This window comes from Paenibacillus sp. TC-CSREp1, from assembly GCF_050171015.1.
GTDB lineage: Bacteria > Bacillota > Bacilli > Paenibacillales > Paenibacillaceae > Paenibacillus > Paenibacillus silvae.
In genome coordinates, this window is sequence record NZ_JBNOKM010000015.1 from 1 (window position 1) to 23,611 (window position 23,611).

The 23,611-nt window shown below is 45.7% G+C and carries 15 protein-coding genes; 2 read left to right on the forward strand and 13 right to left on the reverse strand.

The annotated features are described in order from the left end of the window. Window positions 1–399: 399 nt before the first annotated feature. From ACQSGY_RS21905 to ACQSGY_RS21945, 9 genes are all read right to left on the reverse strand, one after another. Window positions 400–2,079, reverse strand: coding sequence for an NAD(P)H-hydrate dehydratase (locus tag ACQSGY_RS21905; RefSeq protein ID WP_427180698.1), 1,680 nt, complete (start codon window positions 2,077–2,079; stop codon window positions 400–402). Between the two features lie 569 nt (window positions 2,080–2,648). Continuing rightward, window positions 2,649–3,281: an NAD(P)-dependent oxidoreductase gene (locus tag ACQSGY_RS21910; RefSeq protein ID WP_427180700.1), complete on the reverse strand. Its 633-nt coding sequence runs from the start codon at window positions 3,279–3,281 to the stop codon at window positions 2,649–2,651. 251 nt (window positions 3,282–3,532) lie between these two features. After that, window positions 3,533–3,982, reverse strand: a complete 450-nt coding sequence (locus tag ACQSGY_RS21915; RefSeq protein ID WP_427180702.1) for an alpha/beta hydrolase family protein — start codon at window positions 3,980–3,982, stop codon at window positions 3,533–3,535. Window positions 3,983–4,089: 107 nt separating this feature from the next. Further along, window positions 4,090–5,076 carry an MFS transporter gene (locus ACQSGY_RS21920; RefSeq protein ID WP_427180704.1) on the reverse strand — a complete coding sequence of 329 codons (987 nt, stop codon included), beginning with the start codon at window positions 5,074–5,076 and terminating at the stop codon, window positions 4,090–4,092. Then, window positions 5,057–5,434 (reverse strand): hypothetical protein, encoded by a 378-nt coding sequence (locus tag ACQSGY_RS21925; RefSeq protein WP_427180706.1) that lies wholly within the window; start codon window positions 5,432–5,434, stop codon window positions 5,057–5,059. Before ACQSGY_RS21925 ends, ACQSGY_RS21920 begins: the two co-directional genes overlap by 20 nt. A gap of 223 nt (window positions 5,435–5,657) precedes the next feature. Then, window positions 5,658–6,071, reverse strand: coding sequence for a GNAT family N-acetyltransferase (locus ACQSGY_RS21930; protein WP_427180707.1), 414 nt, complete (start codon window positions 6,069–6,071; stop codon window positions 5,658–5,660). A 146-nt stretch (window positions 6,072–6,217) separates the two neighbouring features. Then, window positions 6,218–10,411, reverse strand: a complete 4,194-nt coding sequence (locus ACQSGY_RS21935; RefSeq protein WP_427180709.1) for an OmpL47-type beta-barrel domain-containing protein — start codon at window positions 10,409–10,411, stop codon at window positions 6,218–6,220. Window positions 10,412–10,430: 19 nt separating this feature from the next. Beyond that, on the reverse strand, window positions 10,431–11,258 hold the full coding sequence (locus tag ACQSGY_RS21940; protein ID WP_427180711.1) for an imm11 family protein: 828 nt from the start codon (window positions 11,256–11,258) through the stop codon (window positions 10,431–10,433). Window positions 11,259–11,262: 4 nt separating this feature from the next. Beyond that, complete coding sequence (locus ACQSGY_RS21945; RefSeq protein WP_427180712.1) at window positions 11,263–16,917, reverse strand: S8 family serine peptidase; 5,655 nt, start codon at window positions 16,915–16,917, stop codon at window positions 11,263–11,265. 300 nt (window positions 16,918–17,217) lie between these two features. Between ACQSGY_RS21945 and ACQSGY_RS21950 the strand changes: the two genes are divergently transcribed. Both ACQSGY_RS21950 and ACQSGY_RS21955 read left to right on the forward strand, forming a co-directional pair. Beyond that, window positions 17,218–18,138: a hypothetical protein gene (locus ACQSGY_RS21950; protein ID WP_427180714.1), complete on the forward strand. Its 921-nt coding sequence runs from the start codon at window positions 17,218–17,220 to the stop codon at window positions 18,136–18,138. Between the two features lie 100 nt (window positions 18,139–18,238). Then, window positions 18,239–18,433, forward strand: coding sequence for a hypothetical protein (locus tag ACQSGY_RS21955; protein ID WP_427180716.1), 195 nt, complete (start codon window positions 18,239–18,241; stop codon window positions 18,431–18,433). Between the two features lie 1,151 nt (window positions 18,434–19,584). Here the strand turns inward: ACQSGY_RS21955 and ACQSGY_RS21960 are convergent. The 4 genes from ACQSGY_RS21960 to ACQSGY_RS21975 all read right to left on the reverse strand — a co-directional run bounded on the left by ACQSGY_RS21960 (window position 19,585) and on the right by ACQSGY_RS21975 (window position 23,134). Continuing rightward, window positions 19,585–19,827 carry a YezD family protein gene (locus tag ACQSGY_RS21960; RefSeq protein ID WP_111269251.1) on the reverse strand — a complete coding sequence of 81 codons (243 nt, stop codon included), beginning with the start codon at window positions 19,825–19,827 and terminating at the stop codon, window positions 19,585–19,587. Window positions 19,828–20,020: 193 nt separating this feature from the next. Further along, a complete protein-coding gene (gene cysW, locus ACQSGY_RS21965) occupies window positions 20,021–20,905 on the reverse strand; it encodes a sulfate ABC transporter permease subunit CysW (protein ID WP_216518340.1) in 885 nt (294 codons plus the stop codon). Window positions 20,906–21,126: 221 nt separating this feature from the next. Further along, a complete protein-coding gene (gene cysT, locus ACQSGY_RS21970; RefSeq protein WP_427180718.1) occupies window positions 21,127–21,969 on the reverse strand; it encodes a sulfate ABC transporter permease subunit CysT in 843 nt (280 codons plus the stop codon). A 79-nt stretch (window positions 21,970–22,048) separates the two neighbouring features. Beyond that, the gene (locus tag ACQSGY_RS21975; RefSeq protein WP_427180720.1) at window positions 22,049–23,134 is read right to left on the reverse strand and encodes a sulfate ABC transporter substrate-binding protein; all 1,086 of its coding nucleotides are present in this window, start codon (window positions 23,132–23,134) and stop codon (window positions 22,049–22,051) included. Window positions 23,135–23,611: the final 477 nt, after the last annotated feature.

Sequence of the window (23,611 nt, forward strand, 5' to 3'; positions counted from 1 at the left end):
TGCGCTGGGTTCGAGTGACTTGATGGGGATGGACTTGCGCTGAGCTGGGTTCGAGTAACTTGATGGGGATGGACTTGTATTGGTCAGTTGAGCGGTGCTAGAGCTTCGGTTTCTACTTTGGCAGTGAAGAGTATAGTGTTAGGTGCTGTTTAGGGCTGTTGGACGCTGTTTAGGGCTGTTGGACGCTGTTTAGGGCTGTTGGACGCTGGTTAGCTCTGTTTGAGGCTGCTTAAGGCAGGCAACAGAATCGGTATTTTAACAGTAACTTCATTTAAAGTATCAAAAAGGAGCCCGCCCATCACATCATGGCAGGCTCCTTTTGATATGTTTATGGTAGAGGTGCCATAATGACGTGTGACACACTTTCATGTGGTTGGCACACAAGTTACCCTATGTGCCTCACAATGCGTCGAGGATATCTCCAGCCAGCAACGATGAAGGGTGGCCGCGCAGCAGCGCTGCTCGTTCGGCGGCCTGCCCATGCAGGTATACGCCGAATGCGGCAGCCTGCTCTGCGTTCAGCCCTTGGGCGAGCAGACCGGAGATTATACCGGTCAATACGTCACCTGCGCCACCCGTTGCCATGCCGGCGTGGCCGGTGGTGTTGATGTACGCCTCGCCGGAAGGCGTTGCGATGACCGTTCGTGCTCCTTTGAGCACAAGGGTCACGCCCTGCTCGCGGGCGTACCGTGCAGCGTGTCCGATCCGGTCACGCTGCACCTCGAGGGTCGACACGCCCAGCAGTCGACTCATCTCGCCAGGGTGCGGCGTAAGGATCGTCGCCGCACTGCGCTGGCCCCAGGCGCGTGGCCCATCCGGGCCTGCGTCTGCCAGCATGTTGAGGGCGTCCGCGTCAATGACGAGCGGGCGATCCGTGTGCTGCCACAGACTGCGCAGCCAGTCGGTGTCACTCTGGAAGCGACCGAGCCCCGGGCCGGTCGCGAGCACGTCGCGGCTCTCCGCAAGGCGCAGCACAGCTGCGGCGGAGGCCGCGTTCCATTCGCCGCTGTTGCCATCGGCTGCAGCGGCGAGCATAAGCTCGGGCACGGTGCCGATGACATGCGGCAGCAGTGCCGCGGGCAGCGCCCATGTGGCGAGCCCGCACCCCGCGCGTAGCGCGGCCTTGGCCGAGAGCAGGCCTGCGCCGCTCATCGGCATACTGCCTGCGGCCACCAATACGTGGCCGTAGGTGCCTTTATGGCCGTCCGGGTCACGGAGACGGCCCGTGTCCACGCGCAGCGCATCACGCAGCACCTCGTCCGTCAGCAGACGGACCGAGGGGCCATGCTCCGGCGCGAGCCGCGCAGGAATGCCGATGGCGCGCACCACAATGCGCCCTGCGGCAGCTGCGCCCGGGTATTGCACCAGCCCGCGCTTGAGCAGCGCGAGGCATACAGTCACCCGGGCTCGAATGCAGGGCTCGTACACCTCCCCTGTGTCGGCGTTCAGCCCACTTGGAACATCGGCGGACACGACTGGCTTACCGCTGTCGTTCGCCGCCCGAATCAGCGCCGCGTATGCTCCGCGCGGCGCCCCCCGCGAGCCGGTGCCCAGCAGCGCATCCACGATGCCTGTGCACCGGCTGAAGTCCACGGCTTCACGCCCGTGGACAACGGCAGGCATGCCGAGCTTCGCAGCGGCATCCCTTTGCACGGCGGCTTCGCCCCGCAGTGCCTCAGGGGCATCGGCGTAAACAAGCGTTACGCCCAGCCCCGCTTCAATCAAATGGCGCGCCGCAACCAACCCGTCGCCGCCATTGTTGCCCTTGCCGATCAGCATGTACCAATGCTGATCACCGGGATGCGACATCATCAGCGCCGGATCAGCGAGGATGTCGCCCCCACTGCCCACACGATCGCCAGGCCCTGTGTGTGCCCGGCCCGTCTCCATGTCATCGCCGCGATCAGGTCGGCGAAGTGATCCCACACTGTCTCCGCGCTGACTCTCCCGGCACAGCCGGATCACCTCTTCAGCAATGGCCCTTCCGGCATTCTCCATCAGGCTGACCGCAGGAATACCCAACTGTTGAATCGTATGCTCGTCCACTGCCCTCATCTGCTCCGCCGTTACGATATACAACACTGTTCCCTCCTCAATAACCGCATTTGACTTGCAGCCGTTCCCCAAATCATACGAATGGGTAATCTGACCAAAACGAGGTTATTTTACTCCACTGTCACAACATCCGTGCACCAAACAACCTGACTCTCTACTCGACCTTACATCCCCTGCTCTAAACTTGCAATTTCATTATTCTCATCTTGTTTCCCATTACATAGTTTGTAATTACCTGCCGTGCCCCTAAGGAGGAGAGTCAGAAAATGAATGCAAGTTGAAAGTGGCTTTATGACAGCAGATAAGCAGAAGAGGCTATACCTAGTAAGCTAAGGATCGAATAGCAGAAAGCAAGAAAAGATCGTATCCTTTCAAACTTCCTTAACCTCCCCTGCAAACGCCCACCTTACCTTGCCCACCATTATTCGTCTCTTATATCTCGACCTGAATTTCCGATCTTATATCCCTCCGGCCTATACATGATCCTCTTCATACAAGCATTTACACAGTTTCACCCTTACAATGACTGATTCTGATCTCCCGATCAGTTCACACATACCGGGGCATCAACCAAACGGCCTCCCTCCTGATACCTAATATCCCACCGTAAAACGAGCCTGAACAAACTGCGGATCATCCAACTCATCGACTAGTGCTGCCGCAAAATCCCCAACCGAAATCGAGCTCTCTCCCAGATCATCTGTGATCACACGGTTCATGCCAATTCGGAATTGGCCTGTTCTCCGCCCTGTCGTAATCGTTGCCGCCGGACTCATATAGGTCCAGTGAATGTTTGACTCCTCCAGCAGCGCGTAAGCATCCGCATGAGCTTGCGCAAGCGGCTTCACTTCCTCCGGGAATCCCGGTGTATTCATCAGCATCTCGCCCGAATCGGTCAGCAGGCTTCCTGCTCCGCCCACCACAACCAGACGCCCCGCGTTTGCACGGCGTACACCTTCAATCAGGGAACGTGTCACCTCCAGCAGCTCCTCTTCCTCGCCAAACTTAGGCCCATAAGCGCTCACAACCGCCTCTTGCCCGGCTGAAAAATCAGCGACCTGATCCGGATTCAGCACATCTCCCTGCTCTACACGCAGGCGCTCATGCACCATCTCAACTTTGGAAGGATTACGTACCACGGCCGTGACCTCATGCCCACGGTCCATCAATTCCCACAGAATCGTCTTGCCAATCTCTCCAGTTGCTCCAAAAATCGCTACCTTCATATTCATTCCCTCTCTTCTATAGATGTCATCTCATCTGATTCATACCGTTATTCTAATACTTAATCCAGTTGTTATATACCTTAAACGGCTCACGCCATCTTAAACCGTCTGTGCTCACTTGTAAACTACGGGTCTGGCTCAACTGCCCATTCCCCTATACATGATGTACTCAAAATAGTAATCACAACTCCTTTTCTGATCAGTAAAAGAAACGCGAATCAACAAAAAGCCGCATACGCGGCTTTGGCAGCTTACTTGTATTTTGCCTGACCCTCCTTAGCGAAGGTCATAAATTCGACCGCTTTCTGTGCCCAGAACCGTTCCGAATACATTTCATGCCCTAAATCATCAATGATATGAAGTTCCAGTCTCCCTGATGGTTCGTCCAACGCCAGCTTGTATTCCCGTATTTCCTGATATAACCGTACCGTCTGCTCCACGGGACAGAGCTGATCTGCCTGGCCGTGAATGAACAGGAAATCGATTCCGCTTAGCACAGAAGCATATGTTATCGGGCTTCGGCTCCTCAAGGCAGATTCATTCTCAAGCAGTACACCGATCTCTTTTTGCAAAAAAAGACCTGAGCTTTGCCCCTCCCCTTCATACCGCTTGCCCGCTGTAATACTTCTTTCTTCTCCTGCAATGCATACTGCACATAGTGCTATCTGCCACAGGTTATGCCTTCCATCTGCTCTTCGCAATCCTGTAATATCATTTCGATAAAAAGGAAGAATATGAAATTAAATTTCTGACGAGATTGAGGCTTTCTGTGTTTTGCTATGTGTACCCTGCTCCTCTCGAAAAGGACTTACGAACAGGCGATAGCGATGTACAAATTAGGAAACATAGGCATAAGTAACAAGCTTGCTCCCGAGATCAGATAACTGATCAGAAACCATCGGGCGAGCGAAAGCCGTTTGGCATACTTCCCACTGAGTAGAGAGCCTACAATACTGCCGGCGGCAAAAGCGGATTGGAGAAGACCGTACCCTTGTGGTCCTGCATGAAGTACCATATTGGCAAAGATCGGAGTAAAGATGTGCAGAGGTGCGCCAGCGAAGTTGATAATAGCACCAAAAATGATGCAACAGGCCAGAATTTTACGCGAAAACAAAAAGGTAATCCCTTGCATACTGTCCCTCATAAAGCCGGAGATTCCTTTTTGTTTCACTACTTTGGTCACCGGGATATGAATAAAGACAATGGAGAGAGAAGAGACCAGAAAGGTGAGCGCGTAGATGAACAGGATCGACTGAGTAGAGATGAGCGCTACCAGTATGCCACCTATAGCATATCCAAGCAATTCAATCGTTTTGGAAGATGAGTTGAGTAGTGCATTGGCTGGTGCCAGTTGTTTCGATGGGTTGGGTAGAATGGCGGGGATGACGGTCTGGGTTGCCGGATTAAACAAAAATCCAAGAATGGCAATCAGCAAATTGGCAGCATAGATATGCAACGGTACCATCTGACCACTCATGAATAAAAGCGCCAATATGCAAGCCACGCAGGCTCTCAGTATATCTGTCCAGATCAAGAGCTGCTTCTTGGGCAGCCGATCACTGATCGTAGCGAGAGGTATACCCAGAAAAGCATAAATAAAGTAAGGTAACATAGGGATCAGCGCTGCTGCGAGTGCAGACTCGGTCAACTGAAGAATATACCACATCGTAGCCATAGAAAATAAAATCTGGCCTGCACCGGATATCAGTCTGCCTACAAGAAGTACACAAAAGGATGGAATGCGCAGAATGGACCCGTAACTGTCGTTATGGATTTCATTTTTCGTTTGTTTCATCCGTTCCCTCTCCTTCCCCCTTAATCTCGCTTCCAGTTACATTTTGCAGACGTTTCAACAACCCTGAATTGCGAATGGACTGTTGCATTTTGGCTTTTACCCGCTCGAGTTCTGCGGTATACTCCTGAATCTCGCTCAATAACGATTGATTGGCCCTAATTCCTTCCCTGATTAACATCGCCGTTGCATCTGAACGGTTTTTGGCCAATTCAAGGAATACAAGCTCATCAATAATATCAATTTCTTCCTGACTTAATCTCACGGAGACAACTCCCTTGGTTCCCGAAAGATTTTTGCTTGCCTGATCCATGGATCGTTCTACCATTCGATTAAATTGAGTCCGCTGGTCTTTGTCCAACTTTGTCTCCTCCATTCTGTTGCTTATATTGAAAACAGTGTAATTTGTAAATCGTAAATTGTATTTAAATTACATTATATATGTAATTTAATGGATGTAAAGCAAAAAAACCTTTGGAAAACCAAAGGTTGAAGAGATAAATATTAGATGGAGTGTGATCAGGCTATTTCACATACCCAAGACTTGCTTTATTTAAATAGGTTTGACCCAGATTTCTTATCACCTATTCCCCTTGCCTCCACCACATGCCTTCCGATTTTGGACTGGTGTAAGTAAAACCAAACTGGGCGTATAAACGATCCGCAGGCACATCTGCCAACAAACTGACCAACCCCCGCGGAGGTACGGCTTTACGCAAATAATCCATAATTTCGATCATGATGAGTTTTCCGTAGCCCTTGCCTTGCAGATCAGGATGCACCGCAATATCTACCACCTGAAAAAAACAGCCGCCATCGCCAATAACTCTCCCCATACCGATTAGAACATCTTCCTCTCGCAGACATACCGCAAATAAACTGCGCGGCAGCCCGATCTCTGCTCCCTCCCGGCTCATCGGACTAAGACCGGCCATCTGTCGCAGCGCCAAATATTCCACCGCAGCAGGCGGTGCATGTTCAATTTTCACCTCATCCATTCATTGGTCCCCTTTCTCCTGAAATGTCTTTTGATACAATGTTAAAATGTTATATCGTTCCATTCATACGCCTGTATAGTTTTCCATTATACAAGAAAATCCCCTGGTTTTTAATCAACCAGGAGATTAATTTAACTTTTACATAATCATAGCGTTACTGATGCACTAGAAACGGAAACATTGCCCGCCTCATCGACTGCTCTGATTGTAATATTGATGAGACTATCCGTTAGACCTTGAACTTTTACGTTCGTATGAGAAGCTGTCTTTGATATCAACTCATCGTTTATATATATCCAATATTCTTTTACACTCACATCATCTGTTGATGGTGACCAATCCAGTATAACTCCCTCGCCTTTTTGAGTTACTTTTACATTCTCGGGAGGTGTAGGAGCTATAAAATCAGTCAAAATTATTTTAGTTAGCATTTCTGGTCTATCTGAGTCTTTGTTCAAAGATTGAGTATTGGATACTGGAGCTGATTTGGAAGCCGCACTTGCCTTTGCGGCTGACATCCCAAGAACGCTAACTGGAACATATGAATTCGTCGTTGTACCGTTACCTAGCTGTCCATCCTGATTATATCCCCATGTCAATAAGTTATTATTTGATAGAGCCATACCATGGAAAACTCCGGCCGCTATGTTCTGTACAGAAGTAATAGAAGCAACTTGACTTGGGGAATTGGTTCCCGTTCTTCCACCGGTACCCAGCTCTCCATAGCTATTTTGACCCCAGCTATATATTGCATTTGAGGTTCTGGCTAAACTGAAGAAATTGCCTGTTGCTATCTGACTTATTCCAGACAAGCTGTTAATTCTAACGGGTGTTAACCGATTAGTATTGGTCCCGTCACCTAATTGACCGTTATAGTTATATCCCCATGCCCAAACTGTTCCATCCTGTTTTAATGCAAGTCCATGATAAAAACCTAGGGATATACTTTCCACACCAGATAGGGTTGTGACTCTGGTTGGTACATTCTTACTTACTTCTGTACCGTTACCTAGTTGACCAAAACTGTTAGCCCCCCATGACCAGATTGTTCCATCCGTTTTGATTACAAAACTGTAGAACGCACCAGCACTAATAGACTTAACCCCTGTTAATGAAGAAATTTTAGTTGGAGCATATTGGCTTGTGTTATTCCCCAGTCCCAGTTCCCCATAGTAATTACTTCCCCATGACCAAACCGTTCCATCTCTTTTTAATGCCAAAGCATGGGTTGTTCCTGCATCAATAGCTATAACCGAGTCTATGCCTTCGATTTTCTTAGGGACATCTGACATAATTGCATTGGTATTGGCCAATTGCCCGGATTGGTTGCTCCCCCACGCCCAGACTGTTCCATCACTTTTAAGAGCCAAGTTATAATCCGGACCCGATGTAATGGCTGTAATTGAAGACAGGTTGGACACCTGAGTCGGTGTTTTGGTTGAATAGACCTTATCAGATCCTAATTGTCCCCATTGATCAGATCCCCATGCCCAGACAGAACCATCTGTTTTTAATACCAGTGAGTGATTTTGACCTCCTGACATTTCCTTTGTATACGATTGTTCCGTAGTCACAGTTACACTATTACTTGCTTCTGAAACATTACCTTGATAATCTTTTGCTTTGACTGTGAATGTATATGTCTGACCCGGTGCCAAACCACTGGCAGTGTAATTAATAATGGACTCTAATGATTTACCATCTACAGGTAATGTACTGAATAGAGTCGACCCGGAATATACCAAATATTCCTTCACTGCATGATCATCTTCCGATTCCTCCCAATATAACACTGCTGTTGCAGAAGTCTTGCCCGCGACTCTAAGTTGTGCTGGTGCAGTTGGAGCAACTTTATCTACTGGATAACTGAATCCGCCCACCAGAACACGTGTAGGTTGTGAAGTCGTTGTTCCATTCCCTAATTGACCATAAGTATTATTCCCCCATGACCAAACAGAACCATTTTTCTTCAAAGCATAACTGTACATCTCACCAGCTTCGATATCTGTAGCTCCTTTTAAGTGTGCAGCTTTTACTGGATTTGGACGCTTTTGAATAGCTGAAGCATCCCCTACTTCTCCATAATAGTTATTTCCCCATGACCATATGTCCCCACTATTGGTCAAGGCCATACTATGCGAGTATCCCGCTGTAATTTTATTAACGTTATTCAAGTTAGGTACTTGTGTTGGAGTCGGATGGTCGATATAATCTCCCAAACCTAATTGACCCGAATCATTCATGCCCCAGCTCCATACGGTTCCATCGTCGCGGAGAGCCAGTCCATGCAGATAGATCATGTCAATTTGAACAATATTAGATAATCCAGCGATCTGGATAGGTGAATAGTGAATGGTACTGGTTGAAGTCTTGTAACCAATTGCTCGACTTCCATCTCCCCAGATCCATACAGTTCCATCATCTTTTAATGCCATGCTGTTGTAGTAACTTCCGTTGATAGCCACAACACCTTGTAAACCTGCAACCTGAATGGGTTCAAGGCTGTTGTATGGCAACTTGTTACCCGATCCGAGTTGACCCAAACCATTATCTCCCCAGGTCCATACGGTTCCATCTTCCTTAAGTGCCATGTAATGTTGAAGACCCGCAGAAATAGATACTACTTTCTCCAAACCCGGTACTTGAGTCAGCGTGAGACGTTGATTAGTATAATCATTAGCCCCCCAAGTCCATACGGTTCCATCTGAACGCAATCCTATATTTTGTTTGAAACCCGTTGAAATCATTGAGAAACCATCCAGGGTTGTTATTCTCGTAGCACTTGTACGATTCGTTGTAGTTCCGTCGCCTAACTGGTAGTTGCTGTTAAGCCCCCAACCCCAAACTTGCCCCTGCTGATTCCAAGCAAAAGTATGATCTCGATAAGCGGATATTGCTAAGTTATTAGTAAAGAACACAAGCGGTTTGCTTTTTACTGAAGAATTCTCAGCTTGATCTATCGCTACAACGGAGATCGATTGCATTTCGTTCAGCGTAAGATCGGTAATTGTAAATTTAGTGTCCGTAGTCTCACCTACAAGAGTGTCACCATTGTAAACTTCATATCCTTTTATGCCTGACAACGCGTCTTGCGAAGGTGACCAGCGAATGACAGCATTCGATCCGAGTTGGCTTACTTTATAAAGCTTTTCAGGAGGTGAAGGCGGCGTAAGGTCAATCTTCACGTTGGCCTCCACTGTGGCACTTACATTGCCCGCTTTATCCACCGTTCGAGCATAAATTTTAGTATTCCCCTCTTGTTCTACCGGGAATGAACTAATATATTCCATCCATTCTGTACTAGAACCAATTCGATACTCGTAGCCTTGCACCTGACTGTCTTCATCGGTACCTTCATCAATTGATATGTAGATTTCGTGACTTCTCCAGTCTTCATACTGCAAAAGAATTTTAGGTACAGAGGGCGGTGTTTTATCAAATTGTAACGTAAATTCATCTAGTTCACTTATATTACCTGCATTATCAATAGACCGAACGTAGACTGTTCTGAATTTATCACCACTCACATTAAAAGGAACGGTATAATCGGTCCAAGTCCCTCCTTGATCCAGCCGATACTGAGATTTCATAATTCCACTTTGTTCATCGGTACCATGATACATAGTAACGAGGAACGTAGTATTACTCCACTCATCGGGTTTGTAATTAAACAGGGGAGGAGTCGGTGCAGATGTATCAATACTAATCTTACTTTTTTTCATTTTCTCCACATTGCCATCCAGATCACGTGAACGATAATATATCGTACTCTGCTCTTCGGTAGCTGGAATTGGAGAGGTGTATCTCATCCAAGTCATCCCGCCATCCAGGCTATATTCCGTGTAATCTACGGAAGATTGTGTGTCTGTACTCTGAAGGGTTAGTGTAACCGGACTTATGTAATAGGAGTTCTGTCCTTGCGTCCCCGTGACTTGTACTGAAGTCTCAGGAGGATTTGTATCTTTCTTTATGGTGAATCTTAATTCTTTAGGCGTTTCTGTTCGGCTATTGTTACTAATCGATTGATAGATGATGTTATATACTTTCTTATCCGAAAACACAACAGGTTGTGTATACGTAGACCAGGAAGCACCATCATTTAAACTATATCTTGTTAGAGAAACACCCGAACCTGTATTTTGAGCAACCAACTCCATCTCTACTGCACCATAATAAATGCCGCTGTTGCTCTTATTTCCCTTGATCACATGTGTTGTGATCGGTGCTCCTGGAACATCTGCCGCGAATACAGTTCTCACTCCCCCGAAAAGGGGAGAGAGCAAGGATATAATTAATGCCATTGCTGTTATTACAGCAATATTACGTCTCAAGCCTCTCATGTTCATCCTCCAAAACAATTTAAATTTCTGATTTCTTCACCTTATGCCAGGACTTTAACAATAACACTGGTGGGATATACGCCGGGATCATCCATTGATAGGACAGATCTTTCAGCAACTCACCCTGCACGAATTGTCCATGCTTGTTCAATTGCATCTTCCACAGACCGCTAGCCATAGCTTCGCCCTGATCCACCAGCTCACGAGCTTCTTTATATGAATATTCTTGTCCTTTATTGCGTTCAATCTCTTCAAGCGCAGCGTCGTATAGGCGCTGCTGCTCCACTTCCATTTCCTCTGTAAAGTCGGCATCGTACACTTGTGAAAAATTGAGCCCTTTGAATTTATGCTCCTCAACCCATTGTTTAAACTTTTCAGTAACAAAAACCTGTACACCTGGAGTTTCTTTAATCTTAAACATACACGTCCCATAAGGTATTTTTGAAGGATCAAATACAAGCTTGTTAAAGCGTAACCAAGACCCATCCTTAAATTTTTCTATATTTGAGCGATTGTAGTCTACACAATCCAAAACATTAACGACATTGAGCATAAACAATTCATCATTATCATTTGTTAAAGGTAGAAACTCCACTTCATCTTTTAATAATTGATCTTTGTCCATCGCCTCTTTCACTCTTTTTGAGATTACAGGCTTTCCAATGTGGTATTTTGGAAAATCTTTATATACTTTTTTGTAAAGAGTCTCTACATTTATTAGAGACCATGAATCTTCTTGGCGTTGTCCATGAAAAGAAGATTCAATAGGGTGATCATCATTATCGACTGCAGCTAATAATTTCGATTTTGCATCATTTTTTAATTCATAAATTTTTATATTGTCCACCTCGCTAATCAACTATATTTCCCAACTCTAATCTTCCTGCTAATAACTCTCCACGCACATACTCCATTACTTTAATTACTTGAGCTTCGTTGTCTTGAACAGGCTCTACCAATTTAAGAACATAATCATAATAAGACTCCGCATGAGAACCGTTATGAGTGGACATAGTTTGGCCATCGATAATTGTAGTTGAAATACCTTTATCTCTAGGCAAGAAAACACCATTAATTGATGAATTAACATCAATTTTATGTTTCTTCATTATTTTCATGAGATCTCTTGAGGATGCAAACCTGGAATCATTAGCTGGAAAAATATGATGAGCAGCCCAATTTTCAGGTTTCTTCATACCAGTCGCTTTCTCAATTTCGGCTTGAAGTATGGCACTCGGACTTCCGGCTTTTCTATCTGTTAATTTCTTCTTAGTTACTTTAGCATAACTACCAATATCACATTGTTGCGTAAGGTTATGAGTTAAAATACCTAAACCAGATATATAGTAATTATGGTAGTCAGTAACTGTAAAATTATAGACTTCAATAGTCTCGTCGCTATATTCAATTGATGTTATTGACTTGAGTGTTCCATCTTCAAGCTCAAGCTGGTCGCCAACTTTTAAATTCTCAGCATCTATCCACCCTTTAGTGTGAACCCAGAAAGGGTGATTCCCTGTCGTTCTGATATCTGTTCCATCTACTTGAAGTGTGTATAATCCCTCTGAGACAGTATTATACAACGCTTCTACCGGTTTATACGACTGAATTCCGCGGTCAGTATCCTTTGCAAGAACAAGATCGCCAACTTTAATATCTTCTATTGGCTTATCACCATCTTGAGTCTTGACCAAAGTCCCTGCCGGTAAGCAACCACAGAATTTTTTAATTCCGTACAATCGTTTACTTTTCTTAAAGGCAGTAATTCCGTTACCTGCAATTGGAATAATTGCTCCTGCGGACCATAACGCATCGGCTATATTGCCTTCTATTAAATAGATTACCCCATTAATCCCATCAAATGGCTCACCCAATATAGGAATCATTCCAACATTTTCGATAGTGCAATGCACTAATTCTGACCCTTTAAGATCTTTACATAGCACAAGATTTGCTGACCCTTCCCAGAATTGTTGCAACCCTGTTTTGCCATATATTTTAGTAAACCAGGCATTATATTGGAGGTCATTATGACTGATTGTTGGTTTATAAACATACCTATTGAAATAAACTTTACATTCCGTACATAGATCCTGCTCTCCAGCCTTGATAAGCTTTTTACTAATTTCATATTTCCTTGGAGGGAGCGGCACTCTATTCAATTTGAGTTCAGGATTATTAGAGACAACAACCGTTGCCATCTGTGTATCTTTACGGCTTCGATCCTTATCATTGTACCTGTGAATAATAATATCGTATGACCCATCTTTGGCCCAATACGTATCTTTTCCTTTAATTTTTGCATATCTTGAGAATAGTGCTTTATCCTTGCTAAATGTTTCTACTTGACCATTCCAAACGATGGGAACTTCCTGACCTTTTTTGAAATTACCTTCTTTAAATCCGGCATAAACAAGTAGGGCATCACTTTTTGTTCTAACTTCAAAGTACAGTTTTTGATTTGGAGTCTTCACGCGATAGTATATTGTAGCTGAGTTATCTTTTGCTCCCGGAGTTGCATCTAACCACTCATCATTTCTGGCTCTAGCACTCGTCTTAGCCATTGTACGCATCGTCGTTACAACTTCTTCTTCCTCAGCCCAGTTCTCGTACTCCACTCTGTTAATATCAACAGCCAAATCATAGATATATGACTTAAACGTGTTTTTGAATTGTCCGGACGTTACCTTAAGGAAGTATGTTCCAGGATACAGATCCACAACTTGCATGGACTCGGAATTGGAAACACTCAGAGTAAAGCCACGCTCATCCTCCAGAATGCCTTCACCTTCGGACAATACAATGCTTAGTTGCTCAGGATTACTCAACACAATTTTGTAGTAATCTACATCATAAAGAGAAGAAATGGACAAGGTATTGCCGGATTGATCCTGGTTGATAACTTCACCAAATGGAACAACCTGCGCTGTTTCTCTTGTATTATGTGCCATACTCTCTACAGTAAGTTGGGCACGTAATCCTTGTGCAGATCCAAAGCTGCTTACAGCCAAGTAATAGGTAGTACCTGCATTCAGACTCACTTCCAGTTTGGAGAATAAATCTCCATAAGGCCTATATCCTTTCACATCATCGTTGGAATCCAGGAGTCGTTCCATTTCTGGATCACTATATAATGCAAGATGTGTATCATTCACTTCATTACTGCCTGGATAATATGATGTGAAGAAACGATATTTGCCCGTTGTGGACGGAGTAAACTGCAGGTATGCTTCCTCACCACTCGGTCTGGACAGACTTGTTGCTTCACCAAGTTTCAGAGAGTCAAACCCGGTCTGCCCTGCAGCGGTGACCTGGAGTCTGGCAAATACCTTTCTTTTATTCGCTTCGTTTACTCGGATATAATAAGGCGTACCCGCACTGAGATTAACAATGACTTCCGAGTATACAGAGTCTCCCTTGTCATCATTGTATCCATTCGTTATCGGAGTCAGCATATCTGCATCCGAGAAAACATTTAATTCAGTGTCATTGATTTTGGAATTTGCATTACCATTGTATTTGCTTGTAGCAATTCTGAATTTACCGTTGGTTGCAGGAACAAATACATAAACATTGCTATTACCTGCTTGTTCATTGATATCCTGAGATTGGTTCAGATAAATATAAGGGATACTTGAACTAACAACATCTGCTGTTATCCTTGCTCGTAACGGTGTTGTATCAAACCCATTTACTTTAACATAATAGGTTTGTCCACCATTAAGACTAATGGTAATCTCTGAAAACACCGAATCATTGGCATCATCATTAGAAGCCATCTGCTTCGTAAGTTGAAGGCTGGAATAGATCGACAACTCCGTGTCAACTTCAGGACCCGATCCTTGGTATGCACTGGTACGGATACGATATACACCTGTTGTCGCTGGTGTGAAACTGTATACTTGATCTCTGCCCGCAGGCTGATCAATATCTTCTGGTCTTGAAACGAACAGTTCAGGAATCGTCGTTGATGACTGAATGGATGAAAAAGAACTTTTACCCCCCGCATAAACTGCAGCAACTTCAAGTTTATATGCCTTCAAAGGCTCAAGACTACTGAAAGTGTATGGACTCGCATTAACTGTTCCAACTTCTCTTCCGTCCAGTCTTACTACATATGATGTAGCATTCGGCATACTATCCCAGGAAAGCTTAATACTTGTTGCATTAGGTACTGCTTCAAGCCCTGTAGGTGCCTTATAGGCCTGGGTGGTTATATTACTCAGTGTCAATGTGTAAGGCGAAGTGCTAAATTGGCCACTGAACCCCGTAACTTTAATGTAATATGACTTGGTAGCTGTGACCTCAAAATCGATACGTTCAGTTATACCCGTTCCGTTAGAAGATTCACCGACCTGAATCCCCGATTCATTATAGATATCCATCTCATAATCTACTGAAGAAGGGATATCTAACGTAATGGAGATTTGTCCATCTTTATCGGGCGTCAATTTGTAATAATCGATATCACTACTTGATGAAATATATGAAATATAACTATTTCCCGGATTTACACTTTTGGCTGTAAGAATGGTATTGTTAGGCTCATAGGTGTCTTGTCCCGGCCCTTGTTGTGCAACATTAATGATAAATGTGTCATCGAATCTTCCAGAACTCACATTCGGATATCTATACTTGATATAATAAGTTCCTGTTGGCGTCGAAGAAGATGTGCGCCAAGTAAATGGTATATCCACATTCAAACTTGGATTAGTTATCGTTTGTGTAGCAATGATGCTATTCGGGTTAGAAGCTGCCGTCACCTCAACAATGATTTGCCGGTGTGGATTACTTCCATTCTGATCGCCTTCCAATTTAAGCGATACGGTCACTGACTGTCCAGGTTCAATCGTAGCCCCATTATTCTTCAGATCGTATGAAGCTGTAGAAATCTCTTCTTCTGGCTCGACCGGAATCACCGTATTCAAACCCGATAAGTTTTCCTCTGAAAGCGGTGCGATCGAACCTTCAATAACACCTGCTGCTTTAGCCACATTGAGAAGTCCACGGCCAGTTTCATGCGCATCTTCCAGAGGTGTAGCCGTGTCATACATTTTCTGAATAACTTCTTCACTAGACAATGAAGGATTATGGCTCCATATCAGCGCTGCCGCCCCGGTTACATGTGCCGCAGCATTTGAAGTTCCTGAGGAAACTCCGTATGAACCATCCATCGTTGTACTAATAATTCCGAATCCAGGTGCAACCAGATCCAATTCATTACCTGTGCTCGAAAAATCTGCTCGGTGATGGGAATAGTCAACTGCACCAACTGCAACAACTTCAGGGTATTTGGCTGGGTACTTGATTGTATCTTCTCCTAAGCCGCTATTACCCGCTGCTGCTACAATAATGATTCCTGCTTCTTTTGCTCGCAAAATCTCTTCATGTAACGCATCGCTGTATTGCGATGCAACAAAACTCATATTGATGATCTTAATGTTATTATCGATCGCCCACTCTATGCCCTGAATGACCGAACTCGTATAACCATTCCCTGCACCATCCATGACTTTAACCGCATACACTTCTGTGGACGGGGAGACACCCACCACGCCGATTCCATTGTCAATCGCCGCAATGGTACCTGCTATATGTGTACCATGTCCTTTATCATCTGTGTAGCTGGTTGATGACTCATCAAAACTCACGCCTCCGGCAATATTGAGATCCGGATGTTCAGCAATTCCTGTATCAAATACAGCTACCTTAACAACTTGGTCACCCGTTCCTTTTTTGGACTGGAGTATGTACGCGCCAGTGGAATGAATCCCCCACGGAATCGTTTGTGCGCTCTCTTTTACCGATTTATCTTCTACTTCTGTTACTTGATCGGCAGCAATTTCGATAGGTTTATCTTCTTCAATCGACTCTACCTTAGGATCAGACAAGAGAAGATTAACCTCTTCACTGTTTAATTCCATAGATAGGGCATTTACACTTTCTAAACTTTTCACATTATACAGATCAAGCTTGTTCTCTAAATCCTGGTCTAAGCTAGGCTGTACTTCCGTTACTATACTTTGAGTTCTCATGCTTTTCTGATTTAGTATATCCTGACCAACGCCTTCAATTGGTGAAGGAAGTTGAGCCGAGTATTCCTTTTTCAGACGAACCAAAAATTTGGTTCGCGGCTTGTTACTCTTATGTACATCTTCAAAACTGCTAATATTGTTTATAATGTCGCTTACATCATTTCTTGGGATTTCGACTTGCACAGGCTTTTCTTCAGGCAATGTTTCTATTTGCTTAACCGCTTCTCCTTCTTGTTCCTCTGCAGGTAATGTTTCTTCTTTCGTTAGATCACTTTCATTCCCATCAGGTAGAACGGGCGTTTCTTCGACATTTTTCGTTATTTCACCGTCTTGCTGTTGTTGCGGAGATACTGGACTTGAGGTGTCACCACCACCAATTCCTGAAGCAGCAAAACCAATTGAAGCTTCAAAGTTCCCGAGCAGAACAGAAAGTGTTAATAACAACAAAAATACTTTCTTTAAACTTCTCAAACAAAATTCCTCCTAGTTCGACTTTTACTACCACATTTATACAAATAATTCTGTGACCACTTAATAATAGATTTTGTAATCTATTAAATCAATCACATATTTTGTCGATATTTGTAATATGAAGTCGAATAAGGAAGTGTAACAAGGATATTTTTATTTTATGGATCAAATTATGTTTACATCAGTTTAAAAAGGATGTCCCTCTATCTGCTTGAATTCATCGACTTCCTGTGTAATAGTGAGAGAAAGCTTGCGTGGAACGTGTTTAATACGTCAAGTTGGTACAAAGGAGGAAAAGTTGTGTTTCAACATTGGTTGGATAACCTGTCGCCATATCCGGGTGCCGAAGCGGCACTGATCGGAATGATTGCCTTGCTTCTGGCAGCTTACCTGTGGTCGGCCAGTGAGGTCCGCAGAGGACAGGAACGACGAATACACCAGGTACGAGATACATTATACATAAGCACAGAACTTTTGGGACAACTCACCCTCTGGGAACAGCGAAAATATGAAGCATCCGAACACGAACATCACGAGCTGTTAAAAGCAATGCTGGCCTGCAAATCGGCTTCATGCCTCTCCCCGCAGCTTCAGGACCAGATTCGGGACTGCGTCAAAGACCACGATACTGCCAGACTTGCTCTTATGCATAAAGCGCTGGAACGTGAATGCACTGCTCTGTCAGAGGAACTTAGCCGGAATACCCACTCCGTACACTGGGGCAGATCACTCTGGACCATTATTCGCCCGGCTGCTGAACCTGCTGCACTCGCAGCCACTGCACTGCTGCTCGGAAGTTTCTTCAACAAGCTTCAGAGAGAAGGTATACATCTGGATTCCTGGGAAGGACTTTTACCCTGGATGCAATCTGTCTCCCTCATGCTTACGATCGTATACGGCTATCTGCTCTGGGCCAGTCCAAGACGGGGAACATCCGGCACAATAATCAAATGGCTGTCGCTGCTAATTGCGCTGTGCTCACTGCTTCACCTGATCGGACTTGAGGCAGCCCCTTATGCTCTTGCATTGCAGCTAATTCTGTTTGCCTCTGGCTTCGGGTTAACCGGGTCACGTTCCCGCAGTGAACGTCCCTATGCCGGACATACCAACAGCGAAGATATCAGCAACGTTCATGAAGTCGCATCAACAATCGAACCTGTGGTAGAGGAGAACATTTACCCAACCATTCCTCGCAGAGCCATATCAGGTTCCGACAAGTAACTCGCTTTATCCTTTACGCCGTGTGCTGCTCAAAGTGCACGGCGTTTTGCTGCGTAAAGACGATTGATTGCAGTAGGGTATTTCTAGAGCTGGAGCACCTTTGATTCGAGAGAGTGACTATGCCTATTACAATGATATAGTAGTCACAGTAGTAGATGAAGGGAAACGGACACCCAAGAACGGGATTTCAGGCAGCGGGAGTGAAAGTGCTAGTACAGAGGGCTACGACTTAGCTGGCGCTTTAAAAATTGGGGCTTCGGCTTTTTCACTGAAAGTAGCTGTGACAGTATTTTAAGCAAAGCTCGAGGCCTTGGCACGACAGTTGCTTTAGTCTGGGAATTTGACTCCTTCACCACTAAAAGTAACTGTGACTGAGGGGGTTCGCTACTTTAGCTCTCTCTAGCCTTGGTGTTGGTTTTTGCTACTTCTAGCTTGTCCCTAACTCTCGCGATGGATTTCACTACTTTTAGCTCGACCCTATCTTGGCGGTAGCCTTCTTAACTTTAGCTTGGTCCTAACTCTCGTGCGGCTTTCACTACTTCTAGCTTGTTCCTAACTCTCGCGGTGATTTCACTACTTTTAGCTCCGCCCTACCTTGGTGGTAGCTTTCTCTACTTTAGCTTGGCCCGAACTTTGGCGGCTGCTTTCTCTACTTTTTAGCTTCGTCCTAACTCACGCGGTAGCTTTAGCAGATTCGACAGTTCTAGATGATTAGGCTGCTTTAGCTCAAGGTTGTGCTTGAGGTTGTGATCGAGCTATCGCCTCTTCATAAACGCTAACGATTCCCACAGACCTTATTTCGCGATAAATCAGGCCTAATTTATTTTAACGATTCCTAGTAACGTTATTTGGGCAATCTGAACAAAAAAGTAACCTAAATTACCACATTATGGTGCAATAGCGTTACTGTGAATCGTTAGCTTTTTTCAGGGCTGTTTTTAGTCCATTTAACGTCTCTGGGATTCGTTAGCTGTATGATGATTCGAAGTGCTATGTGGAGCATCAGGAAACCCAAACATAAACACATTCATTCGAGCCCTCAACAGGAAATATTCAGCGTTCTCATAACAAAAAAAGGCTGTCCTCTGGTCACATCAGTGACTTGAAGTCCGGCCTTTTGTCATTTTTGTTATCATCTGTGATATGATCCTGACTGTTATTTTTGCAGCGTTAAATATATCTACCACAATTGTTTAGGCTGATTTGTTTGTTGCATCCTGTATGATCACTTGCCTTAATGCATTTAGTCGATGCATTTAGTTAACGCATTTAGTTCAATTCATCCAGTTAGGCTCATCTGGTTTGCTGAATGGAGTTTCTTTTGGTTTGTTTCATTTGAATTGCTTCCTTGGTTTGCTGCATTGAGTTCATTTCATTCGATTTACTTCCTTGGCTTACTGCATTAGGTTCGATTCATTTGAATCTTATTCCTTGGTTGCTGCTTCTTTACCCCTTGGCACTTGCGTTTGACCCACGAAGCGAAGAACGCGCGGAGCTGCTTCGGGCAGCATTGCCCGATTTGGAGACGCCGCTTGAGGATGTATTCTCAAAACGCTTGCGTTCGGTTCGTTCCATCTGCACAATCTGACCTTCGTGCACAACGATGTGCAGCGAGCCAAACTCCATGTCATTCAGCTGCCCGGCAATGCGATCCAGCCATACCTCATCCACTTTTAACGGCTTAGCCATAGAGCCGCCTCCCCTTCTCGGGTCATTACCCGCAATAATTGTTATTGTTTTAATCTAAGATTTATAATTCATTCTTATCCAACCTATATACTTGGTTTATACATTATCAGGGCTTCCAGCAGCTGTCAATTGATATTTTGATCCCAAACAGCAGCTTGCTTTTTGAGCTATCTTTCCGAGCTCTCGTTCCACACTATCCCTTTTCCGAAATGGCTTTATGTCCAAGCCAGCTTTTGAGCAGCAGCGTAGCCAAGGCCAGTATCAACAGCAGCGATGCCACAGCAAAGGAAGCCGAAAACTGATATTCGTTATACAAAATTTCAACGTGCAGCGGTAGTGTGTTTGTTTCCCCACGGATATGACCGGACACCACTGACACAGCTCCAAACTCCCCCATAGCACGAGCGTTGCACAGAATAATCCCATATAACAAGCCCCATTTAATATTAGGCAGTGTTACACTCCAGAAGATACGCCACCCGGAGGCTCCAAGCGTTACGGCCGCTTCCTCTTCCCGGGTGCCCTGATCCTCCATGAGCGGGATCAGCTCTCTGGCCACGAAAGGGAATGTAATAAACAACGTTGCAATCACAATGCCCGGCAGAGCGAAAATAATTTTGATATCATGCTCGGACAGCCATGGGCCAAACCATCCATTTGAACCAAACACCAGAACAAAGATCAGACCGCCTACAACAGGCGAGATCGAAAAGGGCAAGTCGATCAGTGTAATCAGCAGGCCTTTGCCTTTAAACTGAAATTTAGTAATCAGCCACGCTGCAGCTACACCAAAGATCGTATTCAATGGAACGGTGATCGCAGCGACGAGCAGGGTCAGCTTCAGTGCAGACCATGCATCCGGCTCAGTTAGCGCAGCGATATAGACGCCCCAGCCCTGTTTCAAAGCTTCCATAAGCACAATGACGAGCGGAAGAATCAGCAGCCATAACAGGACGAGACTTGCCAGTCCAATGAGTGACCATTTTACCCATGGCGCTTCTGTGGTTGCACGGTTTGTACCATGGCTCCTTGTTACAGGTGGAACAGGACTCGGACTTAGAGGGACAGACCCTGCCATGTAATAACCTCCTTCAGTTTAGATGAGTTTGCCACGAAGCGGCAGTATATCCCGTTGGGGCTGCTCTGAGCAGGCAAGCCGCACAACAGGACGTGAGGTTATAATGAAACGCTTTTGTTTTCTGCCCTACTCTGCTCTGATCTTTTTCTTTCTGTTTATCTCATCACTTTTCTTCTCTTTCATCTCATCTTCTCATCTTCTCTCCCCTGCCTTAATCTCAATCACACTCTGCCCGCCTTCCGGCTCCAGCGCTGCAGTGTGTTGATGATCAGCAGCAAAATAAATGAGATCAGCAAGAGCAGTAAAGCAACAGCTGTAGCACCTGCATAATCAAACTGCTCCAGCTTGGACATGATGAGCAGCGGGGCAATTTCTGTTTTCATCGGCATATTGCCCGAAATAAAAACAACGGATCCATACTCGCCTATACCCCTGGCAAAAGCTAATGCAAAGCCGGTCAACAGCGGCGGGATCAGATCAGGCAGCAGAATCGTACGAAATATTCTCCATCTCCCTGCACCGAGCGTCGCCGCAGCCTCCTCAACTTCAGCCTCAAGCTCCTCCAGAACGGGCTGCACCGTCCGTACTACAAACGGGATTCCGATGAACATCAGTGCTAAAGTTATACCCGCCTGAGAATATGCCAGCTTGATGCCCAGCGGCTCGAAAATCTGCCCGATCCAGCCATTTCCGGCATAGATTGCCGTTAAAGCTACCCCGGCAACCGCTGTCGGCAGCGCAAAGGGCAGATCAATAACGGCATCAAATAACCTTTTGCCCGGAAAATTATAGCGAACCAGTACCCAGGCCAGTAACAGGCCCAGAAAAAGATCAATCAAAGCCGCTATGCCCGCTGTCAGAAAGCTGACCCGAAACGACGCCAGCACCCTTGGATTGGAGGCCACCTCCAGCATGGTTCCCCAGGTCAATCCCGTAGAGTTAAAAAGCAGTGCGGTCAGTGGTATCAATACGACCAAACTCAGATACAGCACGCTGTACCCCATCGACAACCCGAATCCCGGTAATGTACGTCCTGCTGCCCGGACCGCAATTCCCTTGCTCATGCTTATTCATCCTCTCTGCCGTCAGCCGGTAGGGCTGGTTGGCCGCGTACAGCGCAATTAGTGCTTTTATTGGTTTGCCTTAGCTGCCCGGAACATAAATCTGGTCGAAGATGCCTCCGTCATTGAAATGTTTGGCCTGGGTATCCCGCCACGTTCCAAATACATCTTTTAACGTAAACAGCTCCAGCTGCGGAAACTGATCCTTGAATTGATCCTTCACGCTGTCCAGCGTAGGACGGTAGTAGTTTTTCGCTGCAATCGTCTGCCCTTCCTCACTGTAAAGGTACTTCAAATAGGCATCCGCCACGTCCCGTGTCCCTTTTTTGTCTGCATTTTTATCAACGATCGCTACAGGGGGTTCTGCCAGAATGCTGATCGAAGGCACAACAATGTCGAATTTATCCGGCCCAAGCTCCTTTACCGACAGGAATGCCTCATTCTCCCAAGCCAGCAGCACATCGCCAATACCTCGTTCCACAAATGTTGTCGTTGCCCCGCGTGCTCCCGAATCCAGCACAGGCGCATGCTTGAACAGCTCTGCCACGAACTGCTTTGCCTTCTCTTCATCGTTGTTGTTATGCTTCAGGGCGTAACCCCACGCCGCCAGATAGTTCCACCGCGCTCCGCCCGATGTCTTCGGGTTTGGTGTAATGACCTGGGTGTCTCCTTTGATCAGATCGTCCCAGTCCTTGATGCCCTTCGGATTGCCCTTGCGCACCAGGAACACAATTGTGGACGTATACGGTGAGCTGTTATGCTCGTATTTATCCTGCCAGCCTGCGTTAATTAAACCTTTATCTTCAATCGCATCAATATCATATCCGAGTGCCAGCGTCACCACATCTGCATCCAGTCCGTCGATGACGGAACGGCTCTGTTTGCCCGAACCTCCATGAGACTGTTTAATGGTCACTTCCTGGCCTTTCTCTTTCAGCCAATGCGCCGCAAATGCCTTGTTATATTCCTCATAAAGTTCCCGTGTCGGGTCATAGGAGACGTTGAGCAGTTCAATCGCTTTGCCGCCTTCCTTCGTTCCGTCTGTTCCTGTTCCCGTCGCCGCACCTGTTGTACTTGATCCTCCGCTGTCCGATCCGCAAGCCGCCAGCACCCCTGTTAACACCAGTGCCAACCCAACCAGAATACCCTTGTGAACTCTCTTTTTCATCAACGTACACTCCCCCCGATATATATTTGCGTGATCAACTACAGGTCGGCAGAACAACAGAACGCCCCGAAAAAAAGCAAAAGGACAGAGGAACCCCTGCACGCTCCCTCCTTCATCAAGTCATGCCGACCCCAAGGCCGTGTATGCTTCATCCGGTAAGATGCGCTGCGGTGTTCCTCCGTCCATACGGTGAGAACGTTATGCTGTTCAAATGTTCAAATTCATCATCTGTCTGTCATGACCGATTGCAAAAATCCAGTCATTTTTAATTATTCCTACCTGTTTAGTAAGTTATATACGTATAATAAAGGCAGTCTATAGGACTGTCAAACCTTTTTTCCGCTTTTTACCGAATTTTATTTAGAAGCATTTATAGAGAATTCCCATTTGAAAAAAAGAAGAACAACGAACCAGCGCTCGTTGTTCTCTCCAGCGAAGCTCAAAACTTCGCTGTTCATATTTAAAGACTGGAAGCGG